The sequence below is a fragment of the Ottowia sp. VDI28 genome, from assembly GCF_049532675.1.
GTDB lineage: Bacteria > Pseudomonadota > Gammaproteobacteria > Burkholderiales > Burkholderiaceae_C > Ottowia.
In genome coordinates this window covers 3,747,698-3,764,176 of the sequence record NZ_CP149820.1, presented here as the reverse complement: position 1 = coordinate 3,764,176, position 16,479 = coordinate 3,747,698, and the positions used below count along the sequence as shown (strand labels likewise).

At 63.4% G+C, this 16,479-nt stretch carries 12 protein-coding genes and 3 pseudogenes; 10 read left to right on the top strand and 5 right to left on the bottom strand.

Translation table 11 applies throughout. From position 1 onward, the window contains the following. Nucleotides 1–30 precede the first annotated feature (30 nt). Nucleotides 31–1,831: pseudogene (locus WJU18_RS17865) on the top strand (extracellular solute-binding protein). Nucleotides 1,832–1,840: 9 nt separating this feature from the next. Beyond that, nucleotides 1,841–2,872, top strand: coding sequence for a microcin C ABC transporter permease YejB (locus WJU18_RS17860; RefSeq protein WP_423454419.1), 1,032 nt, complete (start codon nucleotides 1,841–1,843; stop codon nucleotides 2,870–2,872). Between the two features lie 3 nt (nucleotides 2,873–2,875). Here WJU18_RS17860 and WJU18_RS17855 read toward each other — a convergent pair whose 3' ends face one another. After that, nucleotides 2,876–3,853, bottom strand: coding sequence for a UDP-glucuronic acid decarboxylase family protein (locus WJU18_RS17855; RefSeq protein WP_423454417.1), 978 nt, complete (start codon nucleotides 3,851–3,853; stop codon nucleotides 2,876–2,878). Further along, nucleotides 3,850–5,466 (bottom strand): DUF4422 domain-containing protein, encoded by a 1,617-nt coding sequence (locus WJU18_RS17850; protein WP_423454415.1) that lies wholly within the window; start codon nucleotides 5,464–5,466, stop codon nucleotides 3,850–3,852. The genes WJU18_RS17855 and WJU18_RS17850 overlap by 4 nt, the downstream gene beginning before the upstream one ends. A gap of 209 nt (nucleotides 5,467–5,675) precedes the next feature. On the opposite strand from WJU18_RS17850, the gene WJU18_RS17845 reads away from it, so the two are divergent. The 8 genes and pseudogenes from WJU18_RS17845 to fabG all read left to right on the top strand — a co-directional run bounded on the left by WJU18_RS17845 (nucleotide 5,676) and on the right by fabG (nucleotide 13,469). Continuing rightward, nucleotides 5,676–6,725, top strand: a complete 1,050-nt coding sequence (locus tag WJU18_RS17845) for an ABC transporter permease (RefSeq protein WP_423454414.1) — start codon at nucleotides 5,676–5,678, stop codon at nucleotides 6,723–6,725. Beyond that, nucleotides 6,722–8,349, top strand: a pseudogene (locus WJU18_RS17840) (ABC transporter ATP-binding protein). The gene WJU18_RS17845 and the pseudogene WJU18_RS17840 overlap by 4 nt, the downstream one beginning before the upstream one ends. A gap of 155 nt (nucleotides 8,350–8,504) precedes the next feature. Continuing rightward, nucleotides 8,505–9,353 (top strand): polysaccharide deacetylase family protein, encoded by an 849-nt coding sequence (locus WJU18_RS17835; RefSeq protein WP_423454412.1) that lies wholly within the window; start codon nucleotides 8,505–8,507, stop codon nucleotides 9,351–9,353. Next, on the top strand, nucleotides 9,350–10,219 hold the full coding sequence (locus tag WJU18_RS17830; RefSeq protein ID WP_423454410.1) for a class I SAM-dependent methyltransferase: 870 nt from the start codon (nucleotides 9,350–9,352) through the stop codon (nucleotides 10,217–10,219). Before WJU18_RS17835 ends, WJU18_RS17830 begins: the two co-directional genes overlap by 4 nt. Next, nucleotides 10,216–11,411, top strand: a pseudogene (locus WJU18_RS17825) (beta-ketoacyl-[acyl-carrier-protein] synthase family protein). The gene WJU18_RS17830 and the pseudogene WJU18_RS17825 overlap by 4 nt, the downstream one beginning before the upstream one ends. After that, the gene (locus WJU18_RS17820; RefSeq protein WP_423454408.1) at nucleotides 11,408–12,244 is read left to right on the top strand and encodes a beta-ketoacyl synthase chain length factor; all 837 of its coding nucleotides are present in this window, start codon (nucleotides 11,408–11,410) and stop codon (nucleotides 12,242–12,244) included. Before WJU18_RS17825 ends, WJU18_RS17820 begins: the two are co-directional and overlap by 4 nt. Then, nucleotides 12,241–12,729, top strand: coding sequence for a 3-hydroxylacyl-ACP dehydratase (locus WJU18_RS17815; RefSeq protein ID WP_423454406.1), 489 nt, complete (start codon nucleotides 12,241–12,243; stop codon nucleotides 12,727–12,729). The genes WJU18_RS17820 and WJU18_RS17815 overlap by 4 nt, the downstream gene beginning before the upstream one ends. Further along, nucleotides 12,726–13,469: a 3-oxoacyl-ACP reductase FabG gene (gene fabG / locus WJU18_RS17810; RefSeq protein ID WP_423454404.1), complete on the top strand. Its 744-nt coding sequence runs from the start codon at nucleotides 12,726–12,728 to the stop codon at nucleotides 13,467–13,469. The genes WJU18_RS17815 and fabG overlap by 4 nt, the downstream gene beginning before the upstream one ends. Before the next feature lie 22 nt (nucleotides 13,470–13,491). Here fabG and WJU18_RS17805 read toward each other — a convergent pair whose 3' ends face one another. From WJU18_RS17805 to WJU18_RS17795, 3 genes are all read right to left on the bottom strand, one after another. Further along, nucleotides 13,492–14,253, bottom strand: a complete 762-nt coding sequence (locus WJU18_RS17805) for a glycosyltransferase family 2 protein (protein ID WP_423454402.1) — start codon at nucleotides 14,251–14,253, stop codon at nucleotides 13,492–13,494. After that, entirely contained in the window at nucleotides 14,254–14,943 is a 690-nt protein-coding gene (locus WJU18_RS17800; RefSeq protein ID WP_423454400.1) for a lysophospholipid acyltransferase family protein, read from the bottom strand. It lies immediately after the preceding gene. 140 nt (nucleotides 14,944–15,083) lie between these two features. Beyond that, nucleotides 15,084–16,436, bottom strand: coding sequence for an NAD(P)/FAD-dependent oxidoreductase (locus tag WJU18_RS17795; RefSeq protein WP_423454398.1), 1,353 nt, complete (start codon nucleotides 16,434–16,436; stop codon nucleotides 15,084–15,086). Between the last annotated feature and the right edge of the window lie 43 nt (nucleotides 16,437–16,479).

Sequence of the window (16,479 nt, the reverse complement as noted above, 5' to 3'; positions counted from 1 at the left end):
TCCTCAGTGATTTAGCGGCAGAATTGTCGCATGAGGTTCTTTCTTGCTGGTCTACTCCTTGCACTTGCCAACCCCGGCTGGGCCGCCCATGGCTATGCGCCCTGGGAGGAATTGAAGTATCCGGCGGGGTTCGCGCATTTCGATTACGTGAACCCCGACGCGCCCAAAGGGGGAGTTGCGCCTGGTGAGCAACCTGCGCTATTCCACTTTTGACAAGTACAACCCTTTCACGATGAAAGGCTCACCGCCAGCCTACCTGAGCAGCCTGCTGTTCGACAGCCTGTTGACCGGCTCCATGGATGAGACCACCAGCGGCTATGGCCTGCTGGCGGAAGATGTGGAGGTGGCGGCAGACCGGCTTTCGGTGGTGTTCAAGCTGCGGCCCCAGGCGCGTTTTCACAATGGCGATCCGGTGCTGGCCCGGGATGTGAAGCACAGCTATGACACCCTCATCAGCCCGCAGGCCTCGCCCGCCTACCGGACCATGCTGCATGAGGTGGCGGGCGCGGACGTGATCGATGCGCGCACGGTGCGTTTCCGCTTTCGCCAGCCGAACCGGGATCTTCCCTTGACCGTGGGCTCCCTGCCGGTGTTCAGCCACAAATGGGGGGAGGGCAAGCCTTTTGACCAGGTGGTCACGGATACGCCCATTGGCAGCGGCGCGTACCGGATCGGGCCGGTGGTTTTTGGCCGCGACATCACCTACGTGAGAGATCCCCAGTACTGGGCGCGCGATCTGAATGTGGCCCGCGGCACTTCGAATTTTGACCGCATCACGGTGAAGATCTATCGTGACAACACGGCGAAGCTGGAGGCGCTGAAGGCGGGCGAGTTCGATCTGATGTCGATCTACTCCGCTGGGGATTGGGCGAGACGTATCAATGGCAAGCGTTTCGATACGGGCGAGTTGGTGAAGAAGAATTTCGAGCACAAGCTGCCTTCCGGTTTCCAGAGCTATGTGCTCAACACCCGTCGTCCGATGCTGTCCGATCCGCGCGTGCGCGAAGCGCTGGGCCTGGCCGTGGATTACGAGTGGATGAACCGGCAGATGTTCTACGGCGGTTACCCTCGCGTGAAGGATCTGTTCGGCAACACGGTCTGTCAGGCCTCCGGCACGCCGGATGCCGCCGAACTGGCGCTGCTGGAGCCCTGGCGAGGCAAGATTCCCGATGCGGTCTTTGGTCCCATGTACCAGCCGCCTGTGACGGAGGGGCCGGGGCATTCGTTGCGCGACAACTTGCGCCGGGCCCAGGCGTTGCTGCGCGAGGCAGGCTGGACCTACCGCGATGGCGCGCTGCGCAACGCCCAGGGCCAGGCCATGGTGCTGGATTACCTGGACAGCAATGAGGGCGGCATACGGACCGTGGGCCCGTGGATCCAGAATCTGGCGAAGCTGGGCATCCGGCTGAGGTTCACCTCGGTTGATTTTGCGCTCTACCAGGAGCGGATAGACAAGTTCAACTACGACATCATCAGCCTGAACATCCCTGGCTCGCCCTATCCGGGTCAGGAACTGGCGGAATTGTTCGGCAGCAAATCAGTGGACGTGGAGGGAAGCGCCACCTATGCTGGGGTGAAAAATCCTGCGGTCGATGCGCTGGTGAACGACATCGTGCGTGCCCGCACCCTGAAGGAGATGCTGCCCGCCTGCCACGCCCTGGACCGTGTCATCATGCACAGCCACTACCATATCCCGCAGTGGACGCTTTCCTCGCACCGTCTGGTCTATAACGCGCACAGGCTGGCTTATCACCCGCCAATGCCTCCTTACGCGCAGGCCGAGGGGTGGGTGATGTCCACCTGGTGGGCCCGGTCACAAGAAAAGAACTGATACCGATTCATGTTTTCCTACGTCGTCAAGCGCCTTCTGTTGATGCTCCCCACGCTGCTGGGGGTACTGCTGGTGACTTTCGTGGTCCTGCAGTTCGTGCCGGGCGGGCCCGTGGAGCAGTACATGATGGAAGCCCGCAGCGCGGCGGGCCGAGGCGGCGTGGAGTCGGGGGGCATCAGTTACCGGGGGAGCCAGGGAGTCGATCAGAAGCAGCTCGATCAGATCAAGGCGCTGTACGGCTTCGACAAGCCCGCGCATGAGCGCTTTTTTCAGATGCTGGGCCAGTTTGCCCGGTTCGATCTGGGGCGCAGCTTTTTCCAGAACAAGGACGTATGGACGCTGGTGAAGGAGAAGCTGCCGGTTTCGATCAGCCTGGGGCTTTGGACCTTTTTCATCAGCTACCTGATATCGGTGCCGCTGGGCGTGGCCAAGGCGGTGCGGGCAGGCTCGCGGTTTGACGTGATCACCACGCTGATCGTGCTGGTGGGTTATGCCATACCGGGCTTCGTGCTGGGGGTGGCTTTGCTGGTGATCTTTGGCGGGCAGTTGCAGTGGTTTCCGCTGCGGGGGCTGACCTCCGCCAACTGGGCGGAATTGAGCTGGCCCGCGCGTATTGTCGACTACCTCTGGCACATCACGCTGCCGGTCACGGCGATGGTGCTGGGCAGCTTCGCGGTCACGGCCATGCTCACGAAGAACTCGTTCCTGGAGGAAATCCGCAAGCAATATGTGCTGACGGCTCGCGCCAAGGGCTTGAGCGAGCGGCAGGTGTTGTGGAAGCACGTGTTCCGCAATGCGTTGATCCCGCTGGTGACGGGGTTCCCCGCGGCGTTCATCGGTGCATTCTTCACCGGCTCCCTGTTGATCGAAACGCTGTTTTCGCTGGATGGCCTGGGCCTGCTCAGCTATGAGAGCGTGATCCGCCGGGATTATCCGGTGGTGCTGGGCACGCTTTATTTGTTTACCTTGATCGGCCTGGTGACGAAGTTGATCAGTGATCTCTGCTATGTGTGGGTTGATCCGCGCGTAAAGTTTGATTGAATTTCAGACAGGCACAGCCTCAACCGAGGCGGCCTGCAGTTCACGCCGAAAATAGTCGATGGTGTGGCCGAGGCCCTGTGCCAATGGGGTCACCGGATGCCAGCCAAGCTGCTCGCGGGCCAGGGTGATGTCCGGCATTCGTTGGAGCGGATCATCCTGTGGCAAGGGCTTGAAGACGAGCTGGGAACGGCTTCCTGTTTGGTCTCGCAGCATGCGGGCCAGCTCGGCGATGGTGATTTCCTGCGGGTTGCCCAGATTGACGGGGCCGGTGAAGCCGGCTTCCGAGCCCATCATGGCCACAAGGCCGCTGACGAGATCGTCCACGTAGCAGAAGCTGCGCGTCTGGCTGCCATCTCCGTAGATGGTGAGATCGTCGCCGCGAAGAGCCTGAACGATGAAGTTGCTGATCACGCGCCCGTCGTCCATTTGTGTGCGGGGGCCGTAAGTATTGAAAATCCGGACGATCTTGATGTCTATGCCATGCTGGCGGTGGTAGGCCAGGAAAAGCGCTTCCGCGCAACGCTTGCCTTCGTCATAGCAGCTTCGCAGGCCCACGGGGTTCACGTGGCCCCAGTAGCTTTCCGGCTGAGGATGGACGGCAGGGTCGCCGTACACCTCGCTGGTGGATGCCTGCAGGACCCGGGCGCCCGTGGCCTTGGCCAATTCCAGCATGTTCATGGCGCCGGCCACGTTGGTGCGGAGGGTCTGTACAGGGTCTCGCTGGTATTGAACCGGTGAAGCAGGGCAGGCCAGGTTGTAGATCTGTTGCACGTCGGCGTGCAGGGGGAGCGCGATGTCCTGCTCGATCAGCTCGAAGCGGGGATGTTCCAGGAGCGAAGCGAGGTTGCGGCGCGTACTGCTTGCGAAGTTGTCGACGCACAGCACGGTGTGGCCGTTATCGATCAGCCTTTGGCACAGGTGCGAGCCGACGAATCCTCCGCCTCCGGTCACGAGGATGCGCAGATGGCGGTGTTCACTCACGGATGCGCTCCTTGGGGTGGGGCGGAATTAGCGGAGGAAGCCGGCCGCGCGGCGCGCGACCATGCTGCGGTGTCCAGCCCCGGGTAGGTGATCTCGAGAATCGGTACGGTCACGAGCCTGGTGCCTTGCGCCTGGCGAAAACGCACCCAGGCGTCGAATACGCGTTCGGCCAGAAAGCTGACGTCGCGCCGCTGGTAGCGGTCTTCGGGGCGCACGGGCACGCTTCGCTCGAAGGCGCCCAGCACATCGAACCACAGACCGCACAATTCATCGAAGTGATCCCAGCGCGTCAGGAAAAGGTTGTTGGCGTAAAGCGTTTTCGCTCCATACGTTTCCGCCAGATGCGGGCCCAGGTATGGATGCCTGTGGGCGATCAGGTTCGTGACCACACACAGGTCGTTGATGTTGTGCGCGATGGCGTATTGATCCCAGACGCTGCCGTTGAGGTCAAGGGGCGGTGCCACGATGAGGGTGTCCGAGCGGTCCTGGAAATGCGCCATCGCGTGCCTGGTAGCCGTGCCCGAAGCACGGACAAGGTAAACGCCGTAGTCGAGCCGGGTGGAGCGCGGCTTCCCGCTGGGGACTGATGGGGCGGAAGAGGCTGAAGGCAGCCTGCTGCCTCCCTGGGAGAAATCGAAGACTCGCCTGTAGTGGCAGAAACCCACGAATGGGCTGCGGGGGCCGTTCCGCCAGACCTCGTGCACGCCGGAGAGCTCGGACCACCGGCTGTTGTCAAGTGGGGGTTCCGTGGTTTCGGTACGCTCGCTGGCGGACGCTTCCAGTGCGGCTTCTCCGACGTAGATCGGTGTGATGCCGGTGCCGGGAGCAAGGGGCAACCGCCGGTGATAGACGGCGTAGAGCGCGATGTCCTGGTCTTTACTCACGGCGGCAGCCGTGGGGGTGCCGGCGGATGGCGCGGCACCGGCGTCGAGAAGTACACCTTGATCTTCTTTGAAGAGATGGAACAGGTAGCTGTAGTACATCTCCCAATCGCCCGCCGGAAGCACCTGCTGTTGCTTCTTGGCCTGCTCGGCGCTGCTGATGTGTTGAGAGAACGGGTAGAAGAGATCCAGCAGCAGCCCGCCATAGTGTTGCATCATGGCCTCGTTGGCATGAACCTCGAAACGGAGCTGGGTCTGGCTGAGCATGCGCAGCACGTCGGCTACCGAGGGCAGGGCGCGTACGACATGCTCCTGCAGCCACGGGGGCGTTTTCAGGCCCATGCGCTGCATCGAGACCGCCAGTTGCTGATCGCCTTCCACGGCCAGTGCGCCGCACGGCACTGACAGGATCACTTGCCGGCGGGCCACGCGCGCCAGCTCGGAAATCGCCTTGGCGCGGCTGGGCGGAGGAAGATGATGCAGTGAGTCTATGCAGACCACATGATCGAAGGCGTTGTCGGCAAAAGGCAGGCTGAGTGGAGAAGCGGCAACGGGGGTGACCCACTGAGAGGCCGTATGGGGCCCATGCGTGCCGGCGACCGTCACGCTTCGTTTCAGAAGCTCGGCGATGCCCTGAGGGGCGTTGCCCACTTCCAGCACGGTGAGGTCTGGGTTGAACAGGGTGGGATGATGGCCCAACACCCGTTGATAGCGGATTCGCCAGTTCAGCATCTATGCGTCCATGAAGCGGCCAAGTCCGCGTGTGGTTGGCGTGTAGTTGTTCTCTTCAGGTCCCTGAACACCTGTTGGTGTCAGTCCTCCGTTGGCCCGTTTCACCATCATAAGCCGAAGCGCGAATACACTTGGCTGTGTGACTGGAGTATTTTTCTCGCCATGCTGAATTCGAAGGCACAACCCTATGGCCAGCCGGAGGCGCGCGCGTGACCGGCGGCGTAGCCGTGGCGGCGCTCGGCCTTTCGCCCAGGCGCCGCGCCTGGCAGCGCTTCAGGCGTAATCGCCTGGGGTACTGGAGCCTGATCCTCTTTTCCGTGCTCGTGGTGCTCAGTCTGGCTGCCGAGGTGATCTCCAACGACAAGCCGCTGGTGGCGCGTTACGAGGGACAGCTGTATTTCCCGGTGGTCAAAACCTATTCCGAGAAAGTCTTTGGCGGCGATTTCGAGACTGAAACGGATTACCTGGACCCCTTCATCAAGGAGCAGTTTGCCAAGCCCGGCAACTGGGCTGTCTATCCGCCGAACCCCTATGGCTCCAAGACCATCAACTACTTTGCCAAATCTCCCAATCCCGCGCCGCCCACCACGGATAACTGGCTGGGCACCGATGACCGAGGACGGGATCTGCTGGCGCAGTTGATCTATGGCTTTCGCGTCAGCGTGCTGTTCGCGCTGGCACTGACGGTCGTCGGCACGCTGCTGGGCATCGCGGCCGGTGCGGTGCAGGGGTTCTTTGGCGGCAAGATCGATCTGGGGTTTCAGCGGTTCATCGAAATCTGGGGAGCCATGCCCGATCTCTACTTGCTGATCATTTTCAGTGCGATCCTGGCTCCGAGCATCGGGTTGCTGCTGGTTTTGCTCAGCCTGTTCGGATGGATGGGGTTGTCAGACTACGTGCGCGCCGAATTCCTGCGCAACCGGCAGCTGGACTATGTGAAAGGCGCGCGCGCACTGGGGGTGTCGAACTGGCAGATCATGTGGCGGCACATTCTGCCCAATAGCATGACGCCGGTGGTCACGTTCCTGCCGTTTCGCATGAGCGCGGCGATCCTGGCGTTGACCTCGCTTGATTTTCTGGGTCTTGGCGTGCCTGCCGGTACACCAAGCCTGGGTGAATTGCTCAGCCAAGGCAAGAACAGTATCGACGCCTGGTGGATCTCAATCTCTACCTTCGGCGTGCTGGTGCTGACTTTGCTGCTGCTCACCTTCATGGGCGATGCGCTCCGCGATGCGCTGGATCCGAGGAAAGCCCAATGACCGCGCCGGATTCTTCCGCCGCCCCTGCGCCGCTGCTCCAGGTGGAGCAGCTCAGCGTGGCTTTCGGGGGCAAGCCGGTGGTTCAGGATGTCAGCTTCAGCATCGCCCCCGGCGAGAAGCTGGCTCTTGTGGGCGAGTCCGGCTCGGGCAAGACGGTGACCTCCCTGGCGCTGCTGCGGCTGTTGCCCGAAGCGCAGTCAACCGGGCGCGCCCTGTTCTCCGGAGACGGGGATGCCCGCGGACAAACACGTGATTTGCTGGCTTTGCCGGAGCGTGCCCTGCGGGGGCTGCGCGGCGATGAGATCTCCATGATCTTCCAGGAACCGATGACGGCACTCAATCCGCTGATGACGGTGGGTGAGCAGATTGCCGAAATCTTGAGGCTCAAGCGGGGCTTGGCCGGCGCGCCGTTGACGCAGGCAACCGTCGAGTTGTTGGCCAGCACTGGCATCCCCGAACCCGCCCGCCGCGCCAGCGCTTATCCGCATCAGCTCTCAGGCGGGCAGCGCCAGCGCGCCATGATTGCCATGGCGCTGGCGTGCCAGCCCAAGCTGCTGCTGGCCGATGAGCCGACCACCGCGCTCGATGTTTCCCTGCGCGGCCAGATTCTGGATCTGCTCGGCAGCCTGCAGCAGAAGAACGGCATGGCGGTTCTTCTGATCACCCACGACCTGAATCTGGTGCGCCGCTTTGCCGACCGCGTGGCCGTGATGCAGCACGGACGGCTGGTGGAACAGGGGACCGTGGCCGAGGTGTTCAGTGCTCCCCAGCATCCTTACACCCGGAAACTGCTGGGCAGCCGGCCCGAGCGGCATGTGGTAGACCCCCCGGAGGGCAAGCCGCTGCTGACCGCCAAGAACCTGCGCGTGTCTTACCCGGTGCCCCTGCCGGGCCTGCGCGGCTGGTTCAAGAAGGGGAGTTTGTGGCTGTTCAAGGCGCCGATTTCAAGGTCTTGCCGGGGCATACGCTGGGCGTGATCGGCGAGTCTGGCTCAGGCAAGTCCACCGTGGCGCTGGCCGCGCTAGGGCTGTTGCCGTTTTCCGGCGAGTTGGAGCTGTCTGGCAGGCACTGGCAGCGGCGGACTGGCGCGGACAAGCCGCTGCGCCGCTTTGTTCAGGTCGTGTTCCAGGATCCTTTTTCGTCTCTGTCGCCGCGCATGACGGTGCAGGAAATCGTCGATGAAGGCCTGCGGGTGCATGCGCCGGAAGTTTCACCGGCTGACAGGGCCGTGCGGGCGCGGCAGGCCCTGAGCGATGTCGGGCTGAAGGAGGAGCAGTTTCCCGATCTGCTTTCACGCTATCCCCACGAGTTTTCCGGGGGCCAGCGCCAGCGCATTGCCCTGGCGCGCGCGCTGATCGTAGAGCCGCATCTGCTGGTGCTGGATGAACCCACCAGTGCCCTCGATGTCACCATCCAGAAGCAGGTATTGGAGTTGCTGCAGCGCCTGCAGAAAGAGCGAGGGCTGGCTTACCTGCTGATCACGCACGATGTGGACGTGGTTCGCGCCATGGCCCACGATGTGATCGTGCTCAAGGATGGCGAAGTGGTCGAATCGGGAACGGTTGAGCGGGTATTGAATACTCCGGAACACCCTTATACGCAGAAGCTGCTGGCCGCGGTCTGAAGCCGCTCCTGCAGGAAGGCCTGCCTCGGTACGGCGCCAACCTGTACATCCGTACGTCATGACAGGCCAGCGAGCTTTTTGCAGAATTCTCTCAAGGATTTCCCTCATATCCATTCTCTCGGGGGAGCCGGAAGCTTCGCAGATAATCCTTCACAATGCTTCAGCCCGCGTATTTGCCCTGGCGGCCCAGCCCGTTCCTGCAATTGAGTGCCGCCATGCACGTGGGTGCCGGCGTGGGCGCCGTGTTGGCGCCGCAGCTCTGGCCGGTGTGGCTGGGGGCTGTGGCGGCGGATCACGCTACTGCGGCCGTGGCAGGCCTGCTGCCTCGCAGCCGCCTGCTGGGCCCTAACCTCACCCGTTTGCCGCCTGCGGCAGCCACAAGGGGCGAAATTGCCCTGACATTCGACGACGGGCCCGATCCTGACGTGACGCCCCGCGTGCTCGACCTGCTGGATGCCGCCGGCCAGCGTGCCAGCTTCTTCTGCATTGCCGAGCGCGTGCGCCGCCACATGGGGCTGGCGCGCGAGATCGTCCGGCGCGGGCACCTGATCGAGAACCACACTCATACTCACCCTCATCTTTTCGCTACCTACGGCCCAAGAGGAATGGCTCACCAGATCGACGATGCCCAGCACGCCTTGCGTGAGATTACCGGCCGCGCGCCGCGGTTTTTCCGCGCCGTCGCGGGTTTGCGCAACCCATTCCTGGATCCGCTGCTGGCCCGGCGCGGCTTGCGGCTGGCGAGCTGGACGCGCCGGCCCTACGACACCCGTACGGGCGATGCTTCGGCGGTATTGGGCCGTCTCACCAAAGGCTTGGCTGCGGGTGACATCCTGCTGATGCACGATGGCCACGCCGCGCGCGGGCATTCGGGCAAGGCGGTTGTGCTCGAAGCCTTGCCGCCATTGCTGGAGGCGCTGGGCCAGCACGGCCTGCATTCCGTGACATTGCAAGCGGGTTGCATGCCGTTGGAAGCACCAGCAGCCAGGGAGGCGCTGGCATGAGGCAGCCCGATCAGGCCGTGGGTCTGCGCCAGAAGGCAGGTTCTTCGTTGCCACACCAGGCGGAGCCGAAAACTGTGGTTTCCCCGCGCGCTGGCGATCAGGCAGCAGCCGGGCGCCCGGAGCAGCATGCCCTGCACCGGGCACTGGTAGATGCCGCGAGTGCGCGCTACCAGAACGGCAGCCGGTTTGCCTACCATTTCGCGCGGGGCAAGCTGGGGATCGATCCGCTGTTCATTGACCTGCTGCGTTTGGGCGATATGCCGGCCAGCGGCCGTTTTCTGGATCTGGGTTGCGGCCAGGCCGTGTTCGCCGCCTGGCTGCTGGCCGCGCGGGAACGGTTCGAGGCCGGGCGTTGGCCTGCAGGGTGGGCGCCTCCACCGCGGGTGGAAAGTCTGCACGGGCTGGAGTTGATGCCGCGCGACGTGGCGCGTGCACAAGCCGCGCTGGCCAGCGAGCCCAGGGTGCGCATCGAGTGCGGCGACATCTGCAGCACCCAATTCGAGAAAGTCGATGTGATCACCATCTTTGATGTGCTGCATTATTTTGGCCCTGCCGCACAGGACGATGTGCTGAGCCGTATTCGTGGCGCGCTGCGCCCGGGTGGCCTGTTGGTGGCGCGAGTGGGTGATGCCGCGGGCGGTTTCCGTTTCTCGCTGAGCCGCTGGGTGGATCAGGCCGTGACGTTTGTGCGCGGCCACGGGTTTTCGCCCATGTACTGCCGTCCGGCGGAAGAATGGGCGCATGCGCTGCGCCTGCTGGGCTTTCAGGTGCGCACTATCCGCACCGAGGGTGGTCCTCCATTCGCCAATACCATGCTCATAGCCCGTTTGCCTGCCATGGGTGACGATGCGGGAGTGGCCGCGTGACAGGAAAATTGGTTCTTTCCGCCTTTACTGCCAGCACCGCGCTGGGTGTTGGCGTGGCCCCCTTGCTCGTGGCGCTGAAAGAAGGACGCAGCGGCCTCAAGCTTTGCGATTTCGAAAATGCCAGCGTCAAGACCTGGATCGGCGAGGTGCCCGGGGTGGATGCAGTGGCGCTGCCCCCTGAACTTGGTGCTTACGACTGCCGCAACAACCGGCTGGCATTGCTTGGCCTCCGGGCAGACGGGTTCGACGAGGCCGTGCGAGCCGCCATCGCCCGCCATGGCGCAGATCGCGTGGCGCTGATTCTGGGCACCAGCACTTCGGGCATTCTTTCCGCGGAACAGGCTTACCGTGAGCGCGATGCCTCGGGTGCCTTGCCCGAGTGGTTCAATTATCGGACCACTCACAATACAGCCTCAGTGGGGGCCTTCGTGCGCGAATATCTGGGTCTGCGCGGACCGGTTTCGGTGGTGTCTACCGCCTGCTCTTCGTCGGCCAAGGCATTTGCCGCCGCTGATCGGTTGATTGAATCCGGTTTGGCCGATGCGGCCGTGGTGGGCGGCGTTGATTCGTTGTGCCTGACCACCTTGTGCGGTTTTCTTCGCTGGAACTGACTTCGCCTGAACCCTGCCGGCCAGGGGATGCCGCCCGCGACGGCCTTTCCATCGGCGAGGCCGCGGCGTTTGCCTTGCTGGAGCCGGCGACGGGGGCCGCTGGCGAGATCGTGCTGGCCGGATGGGGAGAGTCAAGCGATGCGCATCATATGTCGGCGCCACATCCCGAAGGACGGGGGTCGCGCGCGGCCATGCAGGGCGCTCTGCAGCGCGCCGGCTTGCAGGCCGCCGATATCGGCTACATCAACCTGCACGGCACCGCTACGCCCGCCAACGATGCCTCGGAAGGCGCTGCCGTGGCGGCCATTTTCGGCAAGAGCGTGCCCAGCAGTTCCACCAAGGGCATGACTGGGCATACGTTGGGGGCGGCCGGCGGCTTGGAGGCCGTTGTTTGCGCGCTGGCGTTGCGTGAAGGCTTGCTGCCCGCCAGCGTGGGCACACAGACGCCTGATCCTCAGATTCCCATCGAGCTCATTTTGCAACCCCGGCACGCGACCGCGTTGCGGCATGCGCTGTCGAACTCGTTTGGCTTTGGCGGCAGCAACTGCAGCTTGATCCTGTCGCGGGAGGGGGAGGCATGAGCCGGCGTGAAGATATTCGTGTGTGGGTGGATGGCGTGGGCTTGCTCGGCCCCGGCCTGACTAGTTGGGCTGGTGCCCGTGCATTGCTGGGTGGTAAGGCGGCTTATGAAAGCGCTCCCACGGTGTTGCCTGCGCCGGAGGTATTGCCGCCGGCCGAGCGCCGACGTGCGAGCCGGATCGTCAAGGCCGCGCTGGCCGCGGGGCTGGAGGCTTGCCGAGAGGCGGGTGTAGAACCCGGCACGCTGGCCAATGTGTTCGCGGCCTCGGGAGGGGATGGCCACAATTGCCATGCTCTGTGCGAGCTTCTGGCTTCTGGCGATCAGCAGATATCGCCTACGCGCTTTCACAATTCAGTACACAACGCGGCTTCGGGCTATTGGTCGATCGCCACGGGTGCCACGCCGGCGGCTCAGGTGCTGGGCGCCTACGATGCCAGCTTTGCAGCGGGCCTGCTTGAGGCCATGAATCAGGTGGAGGCCAGCGGCCAGCCGATATTGCTGGTGGCGTGCGACAGCGAGTACCCCGAGCCGTTGAATGCCAAGCGGCCCATTCAGGACACGAGCGCGCTGGCGCTGGTGCTGGCCCCCGCGCGGAGCGAGCGATCCATCGGCCAGATCAGGATGGCGCGGCGGGGAGCCTTGCAGGAGTGTGCGCCTAGTGGCCTGGCTGGCAGCAGTGAGGCGCTCGCAGCTTGCATACAAAGCATGCCCGCCATGCGGGGCCTGCCGTTGATCCAAATGTTTGTCATGCCTGAAGGTATTGCATCCGTCGCCATCGAGTATTTCGCACCGCAATCATTGGTGGTGCAGGTGGCTGCGGCGGAGGCTGCATGACCGCAGGTTCGGCTGCCGGGGTGTGGTCTGCCGCGCCTGGCCAATCCGGGGAATGGATCGCGGCCCGCATTCCCCACCAGGGCCTGATGTGCCTATTGGCGCAGGTGGTTGCGGCTTCGCCCGAGGGCGTGACCTGTACCGCCAACAGCCATCGTTCAGCAGACAACCCCATGAGGCTGGACGGCCAGCTGGGGGCTTCCTGCGGTATTGAATATGCCGCGCAAGCAATGGCCTTGCATGGCGCGCTGATGGCGGAACAGCGCGGAGCCGAGCGTTCCCGGATGGGCTTTCTGGTGAATGTGCGGGCGGTATCACTGCATGTTGCCAGACTGGATGACGTGGCTGACGATCTGACGGTGGCCGTGCTCTGCGAGACCGACAATGGCGATCACTGTGTATACGCATTCAGCGTGAATGCTTCAGGTCGGCCGCTGCTCGAAGGGCGGGCCATGGTCATGCTGAGCGCTCCACCTATCAATTCATGACATCTTCCACATCCTCTTCGCGCCGCGCGCTTGTGACTGGCGCCAGCGGTGCCATCGGTGGCGCCATTGCGCGTACCCTGGCTGCACAGGGTTTCGGCGTACTGGTGCATGCCAATCGCCAACGGGAGGCAGCCGAGGCGCTGGCCGCCGAGATCAGGCAATCCGGGGGGCATGCCGAGGCCTTGATGTTCGACGTGACCGACCGCGCCGCGTGTGAAACTGCACTGGGAACACAACTGGAGGTGGGGCCGATTCAGGTCATCGTCAATAACGCGGGTGTCCACGATGATGCCGTTTTCCCGGGCATGCGCCCCGAGCAATGGCAGCGCGTGATCGATGTCAATCTAAATGGCTTCTTCAATGTGACCCAGCCCCTGATGCTGCCGCTCCTGCGTACACGCTGGGGCCGCATCATCGCCATTACCTCTGTCGCGGCGCAGGCCGGCAATCGGGGGCAGGTCAACTATGCGGCGGCCAAGGGGGCCTTGCATAGCGCGGTGAAGGCGCTGGCGCTGGAGTGTGCCAGCCGGGGCGTGACCGTGAATGCAGTGGCGCCTGGCATCATCGCCACGGAGATGAGTGCGGGGGCGTTCGACGACGCAGCCATCAAACGGCTCGTGCCGATGCAGCGTGCTGGCCAGGCGCAGGAAGTGGCGGATCTGGTTGGTTTTCTAGCCAGTGAAAAAGCTGGCTATATCTCTGGCCAGACGATCGCCATCAACGGGGCGATGTATTCGTAGATATGAGTGCCTGAGTGGATCGTCAGCTGCGCGCAAGCCGCTTCCACAGAAGCCACGGTAGCCGCCACAGGAACCCCAGGAACAGGCGCGTGTGCATCCAGGTGAGCAGCGTGTTGTCACGCAGGTATTTGAAATGCGACACGCCGCCTTCTTCCGGCGTGAAGTAGCGCACTGGCGCCGGCAGGTTCACGGGCCGCACGCCGGCCCAGCACAGGCGCACGGCGGCCTCGGGATCGAAATCGAAGCGGCGCATGAAGCGCTGGCCGCGCATGACGCGCGCGAGCGGCGCGATGGGGTAGACGCGAAAGCCGTACAAGGAATCACCCACGCCCATGCCCAGTGTTTCCAGATTGGCCCAGCCGTTGGACACTTTCCGCCCCAGCACGCGCAGGCGCAGGGCCTCGGCGCCGAATACGGGCACGCCCAGCACCATGGCTTCTGGGGCGTCCTGCGAGGCTTGCATGAAGCGCGGAATCAGTTCGGCGGGGTGCTGGCCGTCTGAATCCATCGTCAGCGCGTGCGTGAAACCTTCACGCGCCGCTTGCTCAATGCCAGCCAATACGGCGGCACCCTTGCCTTGGTTGCTTGGTTGCACGATCACGCGCAGACCCCGATCCTGGGCGGCCATGTCGCGCAGCCAGCCGGCACTGCCGTCGGTGCTGCCGTCTACCACGACCCACACGGGTGTCCATTGGGCGCGTGCGGCGCGCACGGTGTCCAGCACTTTGGGGCCAGGGTTGTAGCTCGGAATGAGCACCAGATGGGTGGAAGAGACGGAGGGCATCTATCCTTCCTGGGTGTCGGTATCCATGGCGCGGTGCGCATGGTCGGTGATGACCTCGGGGTCGAGCTGGCTGCGGAAGTAGCGTTCTATTTCCTTCCCGAAGTCGTGCGGCTGTGCAATGGTATCGAAGCGCTTGCCCAGGCGCACGCGCACGGTGAGCGGCAGTTTTGGGGGCATCCAGATAGGCCATTGCTTTCCGAGGTAAAGGGAGCTCATCTCGATCAGCAGCGTTTGCACAGGCACGCCCGCCCGCGCGGCGATCACACCGGCGGTGGAGGCGCAGGGGCCTACGGGGGTCTCGCTTGTGCGCGTGCCTTCCGGAAAAATCACTAGGCAGGCGCCATCCCGCAGCTCGCTGATGGCGTGGCGGATCATCGGCAAGGGAGCGTCATTCACAATGTACCGGGCCATTCGCGCACCGGCACCGAGCAGGAGGTTGTGCATCAGGCTGGCTTTCATGATGCACACGGCGTTCGGCAGGCACGACGCGAGAATCACGGCGTCCAGCAGGGAAGGGTGGTTGGCCACCACCACCATGGGTTCGCCCCGGTGGCTCAGTTCATCCAACTCGCGCAGATCGAACCGGCAACCGCACAGCAAGGCCAGCAAACGCAGATAGAGCCGGAATCCGGCACGAATGGCATCGCGCCCGATGCGCTTGGCAGGCGTTTCGGGCAGCCATGGATTCAACAGAAGCGCCAGGGGGTCCAGGCCAGGCAGATGATGGCAAGCAGGCCCAGGCCCAGCACCATAGCCACGGGTTCATAGGCACGCCAGAAAAGTTTCGGCACAAAAAGCGGCAAGCTTTCGGAGAATGCGCAGCGCAAGGCTTAGCCCGCGCTGCCTGCACCCTCGGCTGGTTGAATATTGAACCGGCGGCGGCGCCAGGCGCGCATCGCGGTGGGGAGCTGGGTCAACGACGAGATGTAGTAAATCCCTTTGAACAAGGCCAGCGAGGCCCAGATGGGTGTGCGGCCGTAGATGTCGCCCGCCAATACGGAGAGCAAGGCTTCCTTGACGCGCAAAGGGTTGCGCGGTCCCATGAACAGATCCCGCATCACGGGATTGGTCATGCGGTAGATGAACCATGAGAATTGGCGTGGTCCATGCCTGAGCACCCGGTCAAGCTTGCGCAACGCTTGCTGGCGCCGGGATGGCTGGGTAAGCCAGGTGTCTATGGTGTCGGAGGCTGTGAACGCCCCTTGCATGGCCATCATGACGCCCGAAGAAAACACCGGATCGACGAAAGCGTAGGCGTCGCCCAGCATCACATAGTTGCGGCCGTGGTTGCGTTCGCTGGTGTAGGAGAAATTGCCCGCGGCCTCTACGTCGTTCACGAGCCGTGCGTCGGCCAGGCACTCGGCCAGCTTCGGGCTCATGGCAATGCCGTCGTACAGGAACTGCTCCAGGCTGCGCTCGCCACGGGTTTTCATGAAATATGGCCAGGTGACCATGCCCACGCTGGTCACGCCATCCTGCAGCGGGATGAACCAGAACCAGCCGTGCTCGAACCAGAAAATGGTGATGTTCCCTTCGGCCTCGCCTTCGTTGCGCCGCGCGCCCGCGAAGTGGCCATAGATCGCCACGCTGTTGTGCTTGGGGTTCTTGTGCTTGATCTGGAAGCGGTTGGCCAGGAAGGTGTCCCGCCCCGAGGCATCGACCACGAACCGGGGGGCCACGGACATCTCGCGGCCGTCGTCACGGCGAGCCACCGCATGGGCGCGCTCGGGGGTGGCTTCCAGGTCCACCGAGAGGACCTTGCAGCCTTCGAACACATGGGCGCCGCGGCGCACGGCGTTGCGCAGCAGCACAAGATCGAATTCGGAGCGGCGTACCTGGTAGGAATGGGGCATGCTCTTGTCCCAGGCGTCTGCAAACTGGAACTCCTGCTTGTGGGCGTGCCAGGGGGAGACGAATTCAGCGGCCCACTTGGTCATGCCGATGGCACGCATTTCATCTGCCACGCCGAGCTTTTCAAATAGCGGCAGATTGGCGGGCAGAAGGGATTCTCCGATGTGAAAGCGCGGATGCCGGTCCTTGTCGAGCAGCAGGACGTCGTAGCCTTTTTGCGCCAGCAGCGCGGCGATCGTGCTGCCTGCCGGGCCTCCGCCGATCACCAGGACATCGCATTCGGTGGTTTCGGCTGTGGGGCTCTCTGGAGTAGGTTCTATAAGGCACTGCATGACGGAACTTCCAAAAGATGGACAGCAAAGGAAGGCGCTGAAG